Here is a 16,303-nt window from a genome sequence, read left to right as displayed (position 1 = left end):
CTAGTCACAGTTCATGCACCTTTCAAATGAGACTTACCAGTTTTTAGAAGCAGCGCCGCCTTGCCTAATATTAGAAGCAAACCCACCTGTCTATACCATTCTATTTGCCAATCAAGAATATTACAGGGCAACGAACACAACGGAATTAGATTTAATCGGAAAGCCAGTATTTACCGCCTTCCCTAAAAATCCAAATGATACGGAAAATGAGCCTGTTGAAGCCTTAAGGGGTAGTCTGGAAGAGTGCCTAAGTAGCAAAAAGAAAAGTCGTCTGCCAGCTCAGCGGTACGACATACCAATAAGAGGCACAGATGAGTTTCAATTAAAATACTGGGAAGCATCTAATACACCTATTCTGGACAGCAATGGAGATGTGAAGTTCATCAATCATACCGTTGTTGACATTACAGGGGCTTTCGAATTGGCTAAAAAAGAACGCATCAGTTTCGAAGTAGCAGAAAGCAGGCGTAAATCCCTATATCGTTTACTTATGGAAGCTCCCGCTGTTATTTGCGTTTATAGTGGCCCCAAATTTGTCTTCGACTTTATAAATCCCGGCTTTCAACAGCTTTTTCCCGGTAGAGAATTGCTCGGCAAAACCTTTGCTGAAGCTTTACCAGAACTCGTTGAACAAGGCTTCCTTGATGTAATGGATCAGGTCTACCAAACGGGTCAGAGCTTTGAAGGAAGAGAGTCCCTTGTTTCAATACCGCAAGACAATCAAACTGAATTTGTTCACTATTACCTCGATTTTGTTATTCAGGCAAGGTATTCAGATGATGGGCAAATTGACGGCATAAGGGTTTATGGCCATAACGTTACCGATCGGGTATTATCAAGGCGACTAGTAGAGGAAAGTGAGGAGCGACTCAAAAGTATGCTGAACAGCCTGGCCCAAATAACCTGGACCACCAATCAGAAAGGCGAAATCCAATTCCTGAATAAGAAATGGTTGGACTATACAGGGTCGAATCATTCAAATAACCAGGGAATTGGTTTGGCTGAGATTATCCATCCGGATGACTATAATAAAACACGTGAAGTTTTTAATAACCTGTTCTCTGAACAAAAGGCTGGGGAATTCAGATGCCGTTTGCGCCGTTACGATGGCTCCTACCGATGGCATCTAAATACCTTGAAGCCGCTAGATTTCGCGGGAGATGAGGAGCAGATCTGGATAGGAACTGCTACCGATATTGAGATGATCATGCAGATGCAGAAACAAAAAGATGAATTTGTGAGCACGGTTAGTCACGAACTTAAAACGCCCGTTACTTCCCTAAAGGCATATACACAACTTCTGCATCGCGAAATCCTTAAGAACGAAAACTGTGGCAATAGAAGTCACGTGCAGAGGATGGAAGCTCAAATAAGCAGACTGGAAGTCCTTATCCGGGATCTGCTCGACGTTTCGCGAATTGAATCCGGAAAGCTGGAATTTAAGGAAGAGGTGTTCGACATAAGTGAATTGATAAGCAATCTTGTGCGCGATCTGCAATTAGTTTCACCTTCACACAGGCTCGTGATCCTTCAAAACCCATCTTTGATCGTAAATGCCGACAAGAACCGGATAAGTCAAGTGTTAATTAACCTAATAACAAACGCTGTTCGGTACTCTCCCGGTGCTGATACTGTAAACATATCCGTATTACAAGAAGACGGTCAATTGGTGGTAAGCATTGAGGATTTTGGAATAGGGATCCCAGATGATCAGAAGCCCTTTATCTTTAACCGCTTCCATCAAGCAGAAAAAAGTAATCCCGGAGCAGGGTTAAACTTAGGTCTCGGTCTCTACATTTCTAAGGAGATCATCGACAGAGCCGGCGGAAGGATCTGGTTTAACTCAACCCCGGAAAAAGGCAGTACATTTTATTTCAGTCTGCCCCTATCAAAAGATACTATCCCATCCAATTAAAAGTTTAGTTTATACTATTCCGCACCTTCAACTCATAATCCGCCTACCGAAGTTGCTTTCTTCCTGTCTACTTATAAAAATTAAGGCTCAGGCAATACAGCTTCGTTGGAACTGACCGGGTGTAAAGCAGGTGTACTTCAAGAAGTAGTTTGAAAAATGGCTCTGGTCATAAAAGCCCGTCATATAAGCGGAAGCCACAAGGGAATGGCCCTCTGCTAAATACTTCTTCGCTGCTTCAATTCTTATAATGTTTAAGTATTCATTAGGAGTAACGCCTTTAGAGCGCTTAAAATCCCGGATTAGCTGGAACTTGTTAATCTTAAACCGAGCCGCTAGTTCATCCAAATTTAGCTTTGTCCGGTAATGCTGTTCCAGATAATTCTGTATATTCTCCACCTGCCCAACTAAAGAAGGTCTTTCCTCTTTTCCTTTCGTTATGCTCCAATTGTTAAATATTGCAGCAATGGTTTCGTTGAAGATTAAGGTGGTATGCGGGCAGGTGTTACCAGAAGCAAGCAATCTGTGGAAATTAAGGAAGTTATTATATATTTCTGGACTGGTTGCAATGGGAGCATCAAACCATAACTCCCCTTTTCTTGTGATTATTCCTTCTTTTTGTAACCAGAAGATGTACTCGGGACTGATGTAAACCATCTGGTGAGACCAAGGTGAATACGGTATTTGTTTGTGAGCATGTGTCTCGCGGGGGTTTAAGAACATCAAAGATCCTGGAGGGATAGTGTAATCACCTTTCTCCAACTGCATTGTCTGAAGTCCTTTTGTCGCAATTCCTATGGCAAAGCCTTCATGAAAATGTTTTGGCGCATCCATTTGTATTGCAGTAGATCTTACAAGTTCAAGGTTGTCGAATGCTTTCAGCTTCCAAGTTTCGAACATCTTCAGTTTTCTATTGTGCTAATTTAACAAGCCTTTACCTTATTTTAGTCTACTTTAAGAAGTTCTGTTAGCTCGGGTTCTCCAGCATTTAAATAGAATGCGATAAACTTCAGAGGTTGTTCTTTTGATGCATTATCAAACCGTAAGATCGCTGTTCCTGATGGCTCATAAAAGGAATCGCCTGTCTTTAAACGCTGTTCTGGCTTCCCTTTCACCTGGTAGATCAAATTTCCCTCCGCTATGTAGCCCACTACCGGACAGGGATGGTGGTGAAGCGGGGCCTTTTGGCCTGGCTGCATTACTATTTCTTTTGCATCCACTCGATTGAAACTTCTGGCTGCGAATTCAACGCTTAATAGGTCTTTGCGTTGAACTGTTGTCTGTGCTTGTGCTCCACATGCAATTAGTATTAGTACTATCAAATAAATAAGCTTTTTCATAACCTTAATTTTATTCAAAAGTAGCCAGGGTACTTTTTCTAGTCTTGGAAAATATTGCGTACTATTAAGAATTTGTGCTGCTGTCGGAAGGAGTACTATTTATCTAGATTTCTGTATCATCCAATTCTTGACGGGGCTTAAAAAACTGTTCAGGCTTACTAATAGAGAAATCAAAAGGATAATTTTGTGAAGTGTAATTTGTAGGATCTCCTTTACCCTATCGGGAAACCTTCATGTCATTATACTCTACTATTCTTCGTTTGGCCAATTCTAATTGTTCCTCGGATTGCCATACATCTACTCTGCTATCCTCTTTGTAGTACTGGTCTATAAAGTCGGAAGCATAATCCTCTATCGTGTATTCATATTTTTTCTTCTCAAATTTTATCCATAGGTCCCAGATAGCTATATCGATAGTCTCTGAAAGGTTAAGCACTTTGGCTATCACCACTTTCCAATCTGCTTCCGGCAAGCTAAACACCTCGTATAGTTTCATATTATTTAAGACTTCGTGTTTTTCTTTGGGTAACCCCCCGAGAGTATCTTTGATGTAGCATTTGAACAGTCCCCTCATATAATCTGGACTTTCTTCTTCCTTTGCTAGTTTTGGTGATGTCATTTTTCAGTATCGAGTTATTTCCTATTGGTGCCCTAATTTAATAGAATCTAGATTTCTAAATTTCAACTTTCTTAAAATGAATCATCCCAATCCGTCATATTTCTTTCATCAACTCACCTACCATTCTAATTGGCTAAAGTCCTTTTAATTGGCAATTAAATAATTCATAACAAATCCTGCATTTCTCCAACCGATAGAATAAAGCTACTCCTAATGTTCCTTGCTGGTTTTCTGTTAGATAAGATACCACTACAGCGGTATTACTATTTACACGAACTTTTATTGCCGAATCTCTATAGTTGTACCAATTGGGGTATGTTCATAAATTTCGTCTACTTCCTCATTAGTTAACGCAATACAACCCTGAGTCCAATCCTTCCAACGATGAAATCTTCCAATAAAGCCTCTTCCATTCTTCAAACCATGAATTTTTATTTCACCACCAGGGGATTTATTTAGAGGTTTTGCTTGTCTGCGATCTTCCAAGTTGGGATATGAAATGCCAAGGTTCTTATGCCAGCCACTGCGAGGGTTTTTTGCATATATCTTATAAATTCCTTCTGGAGTTTTATTGTCGCCCTCGAATTGCTTATCACCAATGGGACTCCTCCCTAATGCAATAGTATATGACTTTACCAAGGTTCCATTAGAATATACCAAAAGTTTCCTTTTTGCTTTAAGGACTAGTATTTTATCAATTATAACACCTCTCTTAATTTTTTCCTCGGGATATGAGTAGTAATAGGTTACAGCAAGGCCTAAAACCAATAGAAAAATCAAAAAAAAATTCGCACGTCTAGTTTTATTTATCATTTCAGAAATCTAAAATACTTCTCTCTGGATTGCTTACTAAATACCTCAGCTTGAACCTTCTGGCAGCTCTAAACAAATCTATATCTACAGTATCACTAATTTCCTGACATCTTGTATAATCTCTACCGTTAACCCGGTAACGGAAATTGATGGTTCTATCATAGGGCGAAACAGTTATGTAATTGGTGCTGGTAGTGTCAATTTTTTCCGCCTTTCCAAACAAAGGTTTGCAATGAATAATACGAGCTATCTGTGGCTCTTTTTTACTGTATTCGAAAAGAAACTTATCGCCAACGATAAAATCGCTACTGACAGGTCCGTATTGCAAAATTTATGGCTGTCCTTGGACATAATAGCTGTAGGTAGCTAAGTAGTTTCTGCCGTTCATTGTGCCTCCGTGGAAAGTACCTTCTGTATAACCTGGGTCCATAATTATTTTCGGTTTACTACAGGAAACGAAAACAATGATCAAGGTGAAAATTAAATATGAATTAAAAAAAGTACTTAGGTTCATTTACGCCTTCTCTAAACTCCCTGTATGATGGTCTTGGCCGAAAGAAAGAGATGCGCTTAACGCAGCAATAGCAAAGGAAAAGGTTGTTTTTATATTCATTCTATTTACGATTTTCATCGAACTAGTTCAAAGGTCTAGCTATTTTTACCCAAAAGTTTAGATCAAAAAGGCGGAGCAATTGATAAAACGGAAGATTAAAATATTTTTTCCTTAAACATACTTACTTGCAATATACATTGTTTCCTGCTTTCTCCTATCAAATATTCATAATTATCTACCAAGCAACCTTAGCGTTTGCGCATCCTTTTTCCCACCAAAGAATTTCAGAAGCACTTTATCAAAAATCTCATCAGCTCCTGTTACACAAGAAAATAAGGTCATTGAAGAATGCAGTTTCATATCATCCGGCGAACCAAAGATTTCTGTAGCATTCTGCTGGGACAACTCCAGCAATTCCTTGCTGATCTCCACAAGTCTTGCCCCCAGCACTGGGTGCTTAAGGTAAACTTCTGCTTCTTTTAGGTCTTTTATGCCGTATTTTATGGACATAGCAGAATAACCTAAGCCATTTAGTTGGGGAAAGATATACCACATCCAGTGACTACGTTTACGGCCCTGCTTAATTTCGCTAAGCGCGACGGCATAATCTTCCTGCTGCGCCTCCATAAATCGATTTAATTCACCTTTTTGCATGTTGCTTTAACCCGTCCTGACCGAAGGTTGTTTCGAACGATAAGCGCACCCTAATACCTTCACCCACCGCCAACCTCGCCCTAACGTCTATTAATCTTCTATTCATTTTAAATTTCAATGAAAATATGTAGCTTCATGACAAGTAAACGTTTTATGAGTAACCTTACTATTACAATTAAAGACGAAACCATTGGAGGCAACATCCTTAATGAGATAAAAATTCAAATAGCGTCTGAAAGAACTACGGTTAGGGAGATAATTGAGGCACGAGTAACGGCAGAAGTTCAAGATTATAATCAAAGATCACCACTGGTTTATTACGGGTTAGTGAAGCCTTCTGATTCTGAGTCCGAGTTGAACGGGTACAGATTAAGGAAGAGAGATATGAAAATTGATCCAGAGCAGCAGATCTACACTGCGCTAGATGCTTTTCAACAAAACGGCTTCTTTGTCTTGATAGATAATAATCAGGCTGAATACCTGGACCAAGAGGTGCTGGTAAACCAACGCACTGAAGTAAGCTTTATAAAACTAACACCTTTAGTTGGCGGATAAAATGGGAATATCTGATACTATCAAAAACCTATTTGTGAAAACAAACGAGGCTAAGGAAATACAAAATTTTGAAGAAATTTTTGATGGAATCTTAGATCGAGCAGTGGTTGAAGGCAATTTAAAAGATAGTTGGTGGAAATTAAAACATCATGATTTTGAAGTCTATGAAAGGGTTGTTGCTTGTTTTGACGATGCCCAGAAAATAGATTTCTACCTATATATGGCCAAATTCACGGCCTCTTTTTACAGTACAACAAGCTCTTATACAGGCGACGACAGACCTTATCGTAAATCTTGGGTCGCAAGACTTTTCATGGGGCAGATCATGAAGAGCCGCCCTCAAGCAGACGATGAGAGGTCGGAAGCATTAATAAGAGCTGCAATTAAGTATAATAATCGGAGTAAATATCCTGTGTTTGTTCCGCTTCAAGGTATTCTCAATCAAATATCAAAAAAATATAAAAACCCTGATCTCCCTGAGAATCTTAAACAGGTATTATCAGATCTTGATACCAAACTTACAAGCTCCACAGACTTTTGTTCAGATGTTGAACATCATAAAATAAAAGGACTTATCAGAGAAATTTTAGGTACGCATTCCAGTAAGAATGAAACAGACCTACTCCGGTTTCCTGGCGAAGATCCTTTTGTTGAATTTGCTAATTCATATCTCAACAACCTCACCAGCAGCGAAAAAAAGCTTTGGTTGAGTATAATTAACCTTAGCACTAAAGCTAGCGGCTCAAAGCCGGCACTAAAGTATTTACAGGAAGCTAAAAAATTAATAGGTATAGAGGCACTTCCTGAATTTAAGAAAGCATTTATTCACTTAGCCGAATTTTTAATCTCTTTTAAGGGAACAGAAACAACAGTACCAGATGAGGGCCCTTATTTTCAATACCAATTCATCTCTGCTCCGGCGGCAGAAACCATGAAAGGACTTGTTTGGGTTGCGGCTTGTTTTCCGGAAAGGGACGTTCTTGAAGTAATAGCTTCCTTAGCTGATAAATGTTATAAGAAAATACCATGGCATGGGCAGATCTGTACTGTAGTTGGAAATGCCTGTGTTGTTGCACTGGCAAAATCAGAGGGACTTGAAGGTATTGGTTTACTGTCGCGATTACGGGTAAAAATTAAACTTCCCAGTACGCTTCGCATTATTGAAAAGAATTTAGAAATGGCTGCAGCGGAACGTCGAATTCCGGTTTCGGATCTAGAAGACCTGTCGGTCGACGATTTCGGTCTAGTAGATGCTTCCAAAGCTATTGAAATAGGAGATTATACTGCAGTCCTTCGTGTAGAAAAATTGAAGGTAAATGTTCTATGGCGAAAGAAAGATAACAGCTATCAAAAAGCAGAGCCCTCTAGTTTGAAAGAACAATATTCTGGTGAGCTAAAGAAGGTTAAGATAATGGTTAAGCAAATAGAGCAAAGCTTGAGCGCCCAAAAGGAGCGCCTTGACAATAACTTCAAGATGCTTTCCAAATACTCTGCTGAGCACTTTTTCAACTGCTACTTCAACCACGGGCTACTTTCCCTCCTTACCAGGAAACTTATTTGGTCGTTTAGTACGGAAGACCAACAGGTAAATTTATTGTGGTTAGACTCAAATTGGATCAACAGCAGTGGAGAAGTGGTTCAATTTCCCAAAGGGTGTTCCATCAGCCTCTGGCATCCTGCCACAGCCTCAACGGAGGAAGTGAAAGCCTGGAGACAATTATTGATCAGAAAAGAAATTACCCAACCAATAAAGCAAGCCTTCCGGGAAGTGTATTTGTTAACGGATGCTGAGGTTAACACAAATGTTTACAGTAACCGGATGGCAGCCCATATCTTAAAACAGCATCAGTTCATGCCATTGGCAAAAGCTCGAAACTGGAGGTATATGATCCAAGGGCAGTTCGATAACGGCGCAGATGGTATTGCTTCTACCACTCTGCCTACCTCAGGCCTCATCGCGCAATATTGGACAATACCTGTAGATGGAGAACAAGCAACAGACGCAGGTATTTTCGGGTATATTACTACAGATCAGGTGCGCTTTTTAAATCAGAATACCAGGGAAACGGTACCATTAGCGGAGGTACCTGTTCATGTCTTTTCTGAAGTGATGAGAGATGTAGATCTTTTCGTTGCAGTGTCAAGTGTTGGAAATGATCCACTTTGGCGAGATAATGGAGGGCTCCCCGGGTACCATGAATATTGGAGCTCGTACTCTTTTGGAGAATTGTCTGAGGTTGCTAAAAACAGAAGGGAAACAGTTAAACGCTTATTACCCAGGTTAAAGATTTCTAAAGTAGCCGAGCTAAAAGACAAGTTCTTAATTGTAAAAGGTAAAAAGCGGACTTATAAGATACATTTGGGTAGTACCAACATCCTCATGGAGCCCAATGACCAATATTTGTGTATTGTTCCTGATCGTTCTAGGAAAGATCCAACTGAAAAACTATTTCTACCTTTTGAGGGAGATTCAGGACTTTCCGTGATTATCAGCAAAGCCATCATGCTGGCAGATGATGATAAAATCACTGATAGAACCATTACAACTCAAATAGAAAGAGCCTAAACATTCGTGAATATTTAATTAGTGTTACCGCTATTTAAAAGAAGAAGGGATCGGGGAAGAGAGTGTTTAGAAAATCCATTTGACAGGAGACACGGACGGTGTGGCTTTTTTTAAAATATTTTTGAAAAAAAGTCCTAATGAGAGTATTAGTAACAGGGTCGACAGGTAAGCTTGGTAAGGCCGTTGTGGAAAACCCTGAAGAGGCTATTTTAAAACTTTATCCCAAAGCCGAAACCATCTATGCGTCTAAAAACTGGTCCTTCCCAGATAGTATTGACCGGGTTTATGTTACTAAGAAAGCTAAACGCATTTTAGGGTTTGAACCAAAGTTTACGTTCGACTATCTGCTGAGGAAGGTATTCTAAATTTAGATCCTTGTATTTCGATGCATTATTCTACTTTTGCCCAAAACAGATAATGGCAACAACAAAACTTACAATTAACAATAACGGTTCTGTTAGAATCGAAGGAGATTTCGAGATAGTGGATAAGAATGGGAATTCTTATGGCTTGCAAGGCCGCACCGTAGTATCTATCTGTCGCTGCGGACTTTCTAAGAACAAACCATTTTGTGATGGAGCTCACAACGGTCATTTTGACCATGAAGCAATTGCATTTGATTTGCCACCCAAAAAGGTCTAGTCGCCAGTCATCTGATTTTAAATCAGATGGCTGTTTAGCCCTTCCCCCAAGTTCTTCCTAATAATGTCCCGAACCTTTGAACTACGAACCTTCCAGCCCTCCGTTTGTGAGCTTCGGCCCACTAAAGTTTTTCCTGTAAATCTCAAAATTTTCAATCATTTCTACCGTTTATTAATAATCAGAGGGATTGTTCTGGCTGCTTAGCCGTTTCGAAAGCAGTCCCCTTTTGAATTTATTTTTCTTTTCTATTTCGTCAGCACTGTCTGGCCTCAATATTGTTTAATTTATTATTATGAGAAGCGCGATTTTATCCCTTTTTACCTGCCTGTTGATGACGTTCACCTTACAGGCACAACAGAACAGGAACCAGCTGGATATACAACTGAACAAGAACGTATTACAGCCCGGGGATTCCTTAATTGTAAAAGTGGATTACAAAGATAACAGCGGTAAGATAATAGATCAGGGCCTGGCAACGCTGGAGCTGATTGTTGAAAACGAACAAGGACTGCGTACACATCTCCGCTGGCCTATGATTAAAGGACAGGCTTCCGGGGCTTTGTATTTACCTGAATCGCTGGCAAAAGGCAAATACACGCTTCTGGCAGGTTTGCAGCAACGCTTCTTCGAAGTGAGAGGTAAAATACAGGACGCAAAGAAATTAGGCAGTATCCAAGCGATGTTATTGACCAAAACTGGCGAGTGGGACTACCAGGAAGTTCCCGTGGCAACTAACGGTACGTTCTCCATCAATAACTGGCTATTTGAAGATAATGCACTGATGGCCTTTTCCGATGCCGGAAACACTAACCGGCAACTAGACATCCGCATAAGCACTCTACTCGATTCTACTTATCAACCTTTAGCAGTAGCGGGACGAGTATTTTATCTGGGCAATCCACCATCAGCAATACGTTCAAAACTCGATCAGCCCGTAAAAGCGCCACAGACTAGTTTCGCAGGCCCAAGGATTGAACTTCAGGCAGTGGTAGTAAAGGCTACCGCCAAAAGTCCCGCTCAGCAGTTCAATGAAGAATACGCCAGCGGCTTATTCCGATCCGGCAACGAACGGCTAATTAGTATTATGGATGACCCTAATGCATTAGGCTTTACGGATATTTTCGCCTACCTGCAGGGTAGAGTCGCCGGTTTGCAAATAGCACCAGGTGGTTTTAATGGGGGTACGGCCAGGTGGCGCGGTTCACCTGTAACGTTTTTTATAAATGAGATGAGGGTGTCGGCACAGGATATTGCAAATATACCCATAACAGATATAGCAATCGTAAAAGCATATCCCCCACCTTTCTTCGGCGCTCCCGGAGGTGGAGGTGGTGGCCTTGCAATTTATACCCGGCGTGGAGGCGAGGCTAATTACCTTCCTGCTAACAGGCAGGTGTTTCAAGTAAGGGGTTACACACCCTCTGAAACAACGTTAGACATGGGCAAACTGAACATGTAGGGAATTCATGGAGGTGTTTTTTCTCAAACTGTTATTTCGTAAAGATTACAGCGCAAATGATCTCCCGCATGCCGGGAGATCTACCATAACTTCGTACCTTTCGTTTGAAACGAGCGAATATTAATTTACAAAAAAGGTAATAATTCATGATCTTTTTTTAACAATTGAAAGACTCAAAATACCTCAACTGATCTCACCTCCGATACGGTAGCTTCTCCCCCAGCAAACATGGAGGCTATTAGGGCACTCTCCGCCTGAAGCTTTACTGCGATACGGCTGGGGGAAGGCTCCTTCATAAAGTATCCCTGAGCTATCCTGTACTCCTCTTTTTTCTTCCCATATTCATAAAGCCAAGCCGCTAATGGTCCAGCAGCCATACCAGTGGCAGCTTCCTCCTCTATCCCGTACGCCGGGGCAAACATCCTTGCAGAGGCATCGAAGTCGCCAAAACTCTTGAAAAATACATAGTACCCGATCAGATTATTTCGCTGGGTAATCTCTGTAATCTTTGTATAGTCCGGTTCCAATCCTCTGAGAGTAACTTCATCCCCCACGTCCAGAACCATGAAGCTGTTTCCGGTGTTTACGAAGCATGGAGGAACGTTAGGCACCATATGCAAGCCCAGGGAGTCCAAGATCATTTTTGTTTCCCTTTGATCGGGGTAAGTAAAGATGGGAGTTTTCTGTTCCATGTAAACTTCCCCATCTAAAAACCTTATCTCCCTGATCCCGTCAATCGTCTCCTTACTGGTCGCACTCTTGTTCCCTACTCTGCCCTTTTCCTTTAGAAAAGCAAAACTTGCAATGGTTGCGTGACCGCAATGAGCTATTTGGCGACTTGGGGTAAAAAACTCAAGCTTAAAATCAGCAAGGTCAGATCTACTTATAAAGGCTGTTTCTGAAAGGCCAATTTTCCGGGCTACCTCCTGCTTCTGTTCCTTGGATAGGTCGTCTGCGTCAAGCACCACACCAGCTTTATTTCCTCCCTCCTCATTATAGCTGAATGCGTTTACAATATTCACCTGTACATTCATTGTATTAGTCCTTTGTATTATAAATCAACCTATCTGCTGACCATAAACCTCCTCCTGACAAGAACAAGGAAATCGTTCCGGCCAGAAAAAGTATAAAGTATTCTATACCTTCTCCCTTTTGATTACCAAACCAGTTCATAAAAAAGCCATATTCCATGTGAGAGGTAAGCAGAATACCCAGCATAAGGACGGTTATTGCTCCACTAACCAGTCTAGTTGCCAGTCCTAACAGCAACAGCACCGGACCGAAAAACTCTAGAACGATTACCAGGAAACTAATTATCCAGGGAATACTCATTGTTTCGGTAAAGAAATTCATGGTACCACTAAATCCGAATCCTCCGAACCAGCCCAACAGTTTCTGCGCCCCGTGGGGAAAAAGAACTGCTGCTAAAAGAATTCTCAGAACTAAAGGGGCATAGGACTGGCCCGTCTTAAAAATCAACTCTCTCATTTTTTTAGGTTAAATAAATTGTTCACTAATGATTTTTCCGTTTTTCCATTCCTGAACGGAAGCTGGGTGCAGATTTTCTCACCCCATTCCTTGTACGTGTTTGATTTCATCTGTCTATTGTATTTTGGAGCTTTCCTCGAAGCATGCAAGGCTTCTGAAAATCTATTGTTACAAATTTCCGCAGACGATGAATTTTGGGCGAACGCCCAGGTTAAGAAATTTTGTTAACCTAGGTTAACTTTTTACCAGCACCTGCTTCCGTATCCGGCTTAGGCTTTGGGGAGCAATACCGAGATAAGAGGCTATCAAATGATTAGGTACACGTTGCTGAATATGAGGATACTTATTCAAAAACTCCAAATATCTTTCAAGGGCAGTGTTACATAGTGTTGCTGCAACCCTCCTGTTATACGCTATTACTGAATTGCGATAAAGTATCCTGAAATAAAGGTTCATTTTCGGAACCCTTGCAAATAAAAGCTCCATGTCCGGCTGCGAGATCTGCAGTACTTCCGTATCCTCCAGGCACTGCACATTATAACTGCTTGGGTTACCAGTTGTAAAGCTATACAAGTCGCCGGCCCACCAGTCTTCGGGACTAAACTTCATCGTATGCTCCTGCCCTATATCGTCCACCAGGTACGTCCTCAACATACCTTTGTTGACAAAGGTTTCGTACTTGGATACGTCACCCTGCTGTACTACATACTGGTTTTTCCGGTATTTCCTGTGCTTGAAAAATGACTGAATCAACTCCCTTTCAGCAGTGTCCAAGTCCAGTCCGTTTTTCTCGAAGTTATTAAATAGCAGTTCGTACATAAGGTTGCAGGTAAAAATAACAAAATGGACATAATCCGCCGCTTCGTTTTCTTACCATTCCTCCCCGGTAATGTTTCCGAATTTACATAAGTGCTACTTCTTCGCCTTTTTACCGTATCCCTTGTCAAAATAAAATATTCATTGGCTTCTTTGCTATTGAAAAAAGCCTTTATTTTGCAATGCTAAAAGAACTGCCTATTCGTTTTTTAGAATTTCAAACGCTTTATTTTTCAGTAGATTGGAAAACATGGAAGGTTATACTAGTTGCCGAATCTCGACTCTGCCAGACTTTAAAGATGTTTTTTCTCATTTTTATTGCGCCGAGAATAAGTCGGGTGAAGTAATCGAAAAAACATTATTGCCTTCGTACCAAACCATCATGATTTTCAATTTTGGACTTCCTGCATCCTTTATTTCCCAAACCGGAGAGCTCATTACGGTTGAAAGGTGCATAGTCCTGGGTCCTATAAAACAAGCATTTAACTATATATTGCCAATTGGTGCAGAGATATTAGTTTGCAATTTCAAAGACGATGCCTTTTTTAGATTTTTCGGAAATGCAGATCTTACCCAAGGGCTGTCCGTTCACCCCGACGAATTAATAAGCCAAGATTGCTTCACTACATTATGGTCTGAAATAAAAGATATTGATAGCAACACTGACCGGATTCAAAAGGTACTGGATTTCGCCAAACCTTATTTAAGAAACCGGAATGAGATTGCCGAACAGCTTGCCCAATTTGACCGTACCACCTTCAGTCCGATAAAAGAAATCTCCAGAAAGAATAAATTATCTGAGAGGTATATACAAGTCAATCATAAAAAGCATTTTGGATACAGTTCGAAAGAAATGTATCGTTACTCCCGGTTCTTAAAAGCGATACAAATGGTTCAGACCATTTCATGTGAAAACACTAAGGTTGATTGGTTTGAGATCATTGATCAATGTGGTTATTATGATCAAAGCCAGCTGATCAAAGATTTTAACCATTACTTGCGGATTAGTCCCTCAAAATATCTCAAATTCCAGGAAGCAATCTGTAATCCCAGGAGCTAACCTCTCACAGAATCGACACCATGCCCTCTACCCTTTAATTGCATTGCAATCACCCGAAGATATTTCTAGACATCTACAACACGAAACCTTGTTTTTATCTACCAAGGTAATCCCGCAATACCACCCCTCGCAATTTTAATTAGAGCTTGGCCAATTAGTTCCGGTCTGTTCCCATTTCGTTTTCTTACAATTCTGCCTCTTCAACTAAACCGAATTTTACAGTATCAAAAAACAAGATCATGGAACAAACAAATCTTTTAATTACAGGAGCAACAGGAAGCGTAGGAACGCAACTCGTAAAGAAATTAGTGAATTTGAAAGCTTCTTTCAAAGTACTTGTCCGGAATAAAGAACAAGGTGATTTAATGGCTCATTTACCTCAAGCCCAGATAATCGTTGGTGATCTAGCCGACAACGAGAGCTTGGAGAAAGAGTTGCAGGGCATTGACAATGCATTTCTATTAACTAACTCATCAGAAAACGCCGAGCAACTCCAGTTAAACTTTGTAAACGCAGCGCATAAGGTCGGCGTTAAACAAATTGTAAAGCTATCGCAGCTAGCCGCTGATGAAGCTTCACCGGTACGCTTTCTTCGATATCATGCGGTCGTCGAAAATAGGATCAAAGAGCTAGGCATGAATTACACCTTTCTGCGTCCAAATCTATTTATGCAGGGATTTACAGCATTCAGCCACTATATAAGAAAGGAACGGAAATTTTATGGCTCTTTAGGGAACGCCAGTGTAAGCGCAGTCGATATTAGGGATATAGCAGAGGTAGCTGCAAAAGCTTTAACTGAACCTGACCATGAAAATAAGATCTATAACATTACGGGACCAGAAGCACTTACCCATTTCCAAATGGCCGAAATCTTCTCACGTGTACTGGGAACCGAAATTACCTATGTAGATATAAGTCCCGAACAAATGCAAGGGGCATTAACTGCTGCCGGTTTTCCGGAATGGCAGGTAGGTGGTCTCATTGAGGATTACGCGCACTATGCAAGAGGAGAAGCCTCAGAAGTTTTTGATACAGTGCCTGAGATCACGGGACATCCTGCCGCCAGCTTCGAGCAGTTTGTAAACGATTATAAGAACTTCTTCAATTAACCCTAACCCGTAAAAAAGAAATGAAAAAGTTACTATACGTTTCGCTTGCAGCCATCGGTTTACTAGCAATTACCATCGTCGGTCTAGAAATCTTCAGTTCATATACTGTATCTGAATCCATTAACCCCGATGCACCGGTAAAGACCTACCAGCAAATAACAATAAATGCCTCGCCACAGAAGGTCTATAAAATTATGAGTGAAATAGATCATTGGGATGAATGGCACAATGACGTCCAAGAGCCTATATTAACAGGACCATTTGCAAAAGGCAGCAGCTTTGATTGGAAAAGTGGTGGATTAACTATTCATTCAACCTTACATACCGCAATACCCGCCCAGAAAATTGGCTGGTCAGGCAAAGCCTTAGGAGCCTTCGCCATTCACAATTGGCAATTTCTGCAGGACGGCGACAATACGGTCGTTCGTGTTGAGGAAAGCATGGAAGGATGGCTAGTTACATTAATGCAAGCTAAATTTCAAAACGGACTGGAACAATCATTACAAACATGGCTGAACAATCTGAAAGCCGAAGCTGAAAAACAATAATCTAATTAATCATCTAAATATCAATAAAATGGAACAAGCACCAAAAACAACTTTCGACAAATCAATGTACAACCCCTATTTGTTCGCAACCTACAAAGCCATCAAAAAAATCATCAAATACAGCTTTTACATAGCTATACTGTATTTTGCATATCAAGGATTTATGGCT

The 16,303-nt window shown here is 40.7% G+C and carries 18 protein-coding genes and 1 pseudogene; 9 read left to right on the top strand and 10 right to left on the bottom strand.

Annotation, left to right across the window (positions count from 1 at the left end):
- The first annotated feature begins 13 nt into the window (after nt 1–13).
- Complete coding sequence (locus J4N25_RS01020) at nt 14–1,915, top strand: ATP-binding protein (protein ID WP_207420278.1); 1,902 nt, start codon at nt 14–16, stop codon at nt 1,913–1,915.
- An 87-nt stretch (nt 1,916–2,002) separates the two neighbouring features.
- Here the strand turns inward: J4N25_RS01020 and J4N25_RS01015 are convergent, their stop codons facing one another.
- The 6 genes from J4N25_RS01015 to J4N25_RS00990 form a co-directional block, all read right to left on the bottom strand.
- Nucleotides 2,003–2,812 carry an AraC family transcriptional regulator gene (locus J4N25_RS01015; protein ID WP_207420277.1) on the bottom strand — a complete coding sequence of 270 codons (810 nt, stop codon included), beginning with the start codon at nt 2,810–2,812 and terminating at the stop codon, nt 2,003–2,005.
- Nucleotides 2,813–2,856: 44 nt separating this feature from the next.
- Nucleotides 2,857–3,252, bottom strand: a complete 396-nt coding sequence (locus J4N25_RS01010) for a cupin domain-containing protein (RefSeq protein ID WP_207420276.1) — start codon at nt 3,250–3,252, stop codon at nt 2,857–2,859.
- A 217-nt stretch (nt 3,253–3,469) separates the two neighbouring features.
- The gene (locus J4N25_RS01005; RefSeq protein ID WP_207420275.1) at nt 3,470–3,748 is read right to left on the bottom strand and encodes a hypothetical protein; all 279 of its coding nucleotides are present in this window, start codon (nt 3,746–3,748) and stop codon (nt 3,470–3,472) included.
- A 402-nt stretch (nt 3,749–4,150) separates the two neighbouring features.
- Entirely contained in the window at nt 4,151–4,684 is a 534-nt protein-coding gene (locus tag J4N25_RS01000; RefSeq protein ID WP_207420274.1) for a L,D-transpeptidase family protein, read from the bottom strand.
- Between the two features lies 1 nt (nt 4,685).
- The gene (locus J4N25_RS00995) at nt 4,686–5,012 is read right to left on the bottom strand and encodes a hypothetical protein (protein WP_207420273.1); all 327 of its coding nucleotides are present in this window, start codon (nt 5,010–5,012) and stop codon (nt 4,686–4,688) included.
- 456 nt (nt 5,013–5,468) lie between these two features.
- Nucleotides 5,469–5,891 carry a DUF1810 domain-containing protein gene (locus tag J4N25_RS00990; protein ID WP_207420272.1) on the bottom strand — a complete coding sequence of 141 codons (423 nt, stop codon included), beginning with the start codon at nt 5,889–5,891 and terminating at the stop codon, nt 5,469–5,471.
- Between the two features lie 135 nt (nt 5,892–6,026).
- Here J4N25_RS00990 and J4N25_RS00985 point away from each other — a divergent pair, with 135 nt between their 5' ends.
- The 5 genes from J4N25_RS00985 (at nt 6,027) to J4N25_RS00965 (ending at nt 11,113) form a co-directional block, all read left to right on the top strand.
- Nucleotides 6,027–6,446, top strand: a complete 420-nt coding sequence (locus J4N25_RS00985) for a hypothetical protein (RefSeq protein WP_207420271.1) — start codon at nt 6,027–6,029, stop codon at nt 6,444–6,446.
- A gap of 34 nt (nt 6,447–6,480) precedes the next feature.
- Nucleotides 6,481–9,012, top strand: coding sequence for a DUF4132 domain-containing protein (locus J4N25_RS27050; RefSeq protein WP_207420270.1), 2,532 nt, complete (start codon nt 6,481–6,483; stop codon nt 9,010–9,012).
- Between the two features lie 137 nt (nt 9,013–9,149).
- A complete protein-coding gene (locus J4N25_RS00975; RefSeq protein WP_207420269.1) occupies nt 9,150–9,377 on the top strand; it encodes a hypothetical protein in 228 nt (75 codons plus the stop codon).
- Nucleotides 9,378–9,429: 52 nt separating this feature from the next.
- Nucleotides 9,430–9,654, top strand: a complete 225-nt coding sequence (locus tag J4N25_RS00970; RefSeq protein ID WP_207420268.1) for a CDGSH iron-sulfur domain-containing protein — start codon at nt 9,430–9,432, stop codon at nt 9,652–9,654.
- Nucleotides 9,655–9,946: 292 nt separating this feature from the next.
- Nucleotides 9,947–11,113: a hypothetical protein gene (locus J4N25_RS00965; protein WP_207420267.1), complete on the top strand. Its 1,167-nt coding sequence runs from the start codon at nt 9,947–9,949 to the stop codon at nt 11,111–11,113.
- 173 nt (nt 11,114–11,286) lie between these two features.
- Here the strand turns inward: J4N25_RS00965 and J4N25_RS00960 are convergent, their stop codons facing one another.
- The 4 genes and pseudogenes from J4N25_RS00960 to J4N25_RS00950 form a co-directional block, all read right to left on the bottom strand.
- Nucleotides 11,287–12,147 (bottom strand): PhzF family phenazine biosynthesis protein, encoded by an 861-nt coding sequence (locus J4N25_RS00960; protein WP_207420266.1) that lies wholly within the window; start codon nt 12,145–12,147, stop codon nt 11,287–11,289.
- 4 nt (nt 12,148–12,151) lie between these two features.
- On the bottom strand, nt 12,152–12,601 hold the full coding sequence (locus J4N25_RS00955; RefSeq protein ID WP_207420265.1) for a DoxX family protein: 450 nt from the start codon (nt 12,599–12,601) through the stop codon (nt 12,152–12,154).
- Nucleotides 12,598–12,789, bottom strand: a pseudogene (locus tag J4N25_RS27045) (hypothetical protein); the annotation flags it as partial. The pseudogene J4N25_RS27045 and the gene J4N25_RS00955, both read right to left, overlap by 4 nt.
- A 46-nt stretch (nt 12,790–12,835) precedes the next feature.
- Nucleotides 12,836–13,420, bottom strand: a complete 585-nt coding sequence (locus tag J4N25_RS00950; protein WP_207420264.1) for a Crp/Fnr family transcriptional regulator — start codon at nt 13,418–13,420, stop codon at nt 12,836–12,838.
- Nucleotides 13,421–13,667: 247 nt separating this feature from the next.
- On the opposite strand from J4N25_RS00950, the gene J4N25_RS00945 reads away from it, so the two are divergent.
- The 3 genes from J4N25_RS00945 to J4N25_RS00935 all read left to right on the top strand — a co-directional run bounded on the left by J4N25_RS00945 (nt 13,668) and on the right by J4N25_RS00935 (nt 16,134).
- Nucleotides 13,668–14,477 (top strand): helix-turn-helix domain-containing protein, encoded by an 810-nt coding sequence (locus tag J4N25_RS00945; RefSeq protein WP_207420263.1) that lies wholly within the window; start codon nt 13,668–13,670, stop codon nt 14,475–14,477.
- 239 nt (nt 14,478–14,716) lie between these two features.
- On the top strand, nt 14,717–15,586 hold the full coding sequence (locus J4N25_RS00940) for an SDR family oxidoreductase (RefSeq protein ID WP_207420262.1): 870 nt from the start codon (nt 14,717–14,719) through the stop codon (nt 15,584–15,586).
- 20 nt (nt 15,587–15,606) lie between these two features.
- Nucleotides 15,607–16,134: an SRPBCC family protein gene (locus tag J4N25_RS00935; protein WP_207420261.1), complete on the top strand. Its 528-nt coding sequence runs from the start codon at nt 15,607–15,609 to the stop codon at nt 16,132–16,134.
- Nucleotides 16,135–16,303 lie beyond the last annotated feature (169 nt).

This window comes from Desertivirga brevis (assembly GCF_017355835.1).
The sequence above is the reverse complement of the archived record's forward strand: the minus strand, read 5'-3'. Positions and strand labels throughout refer to the sequence as shown.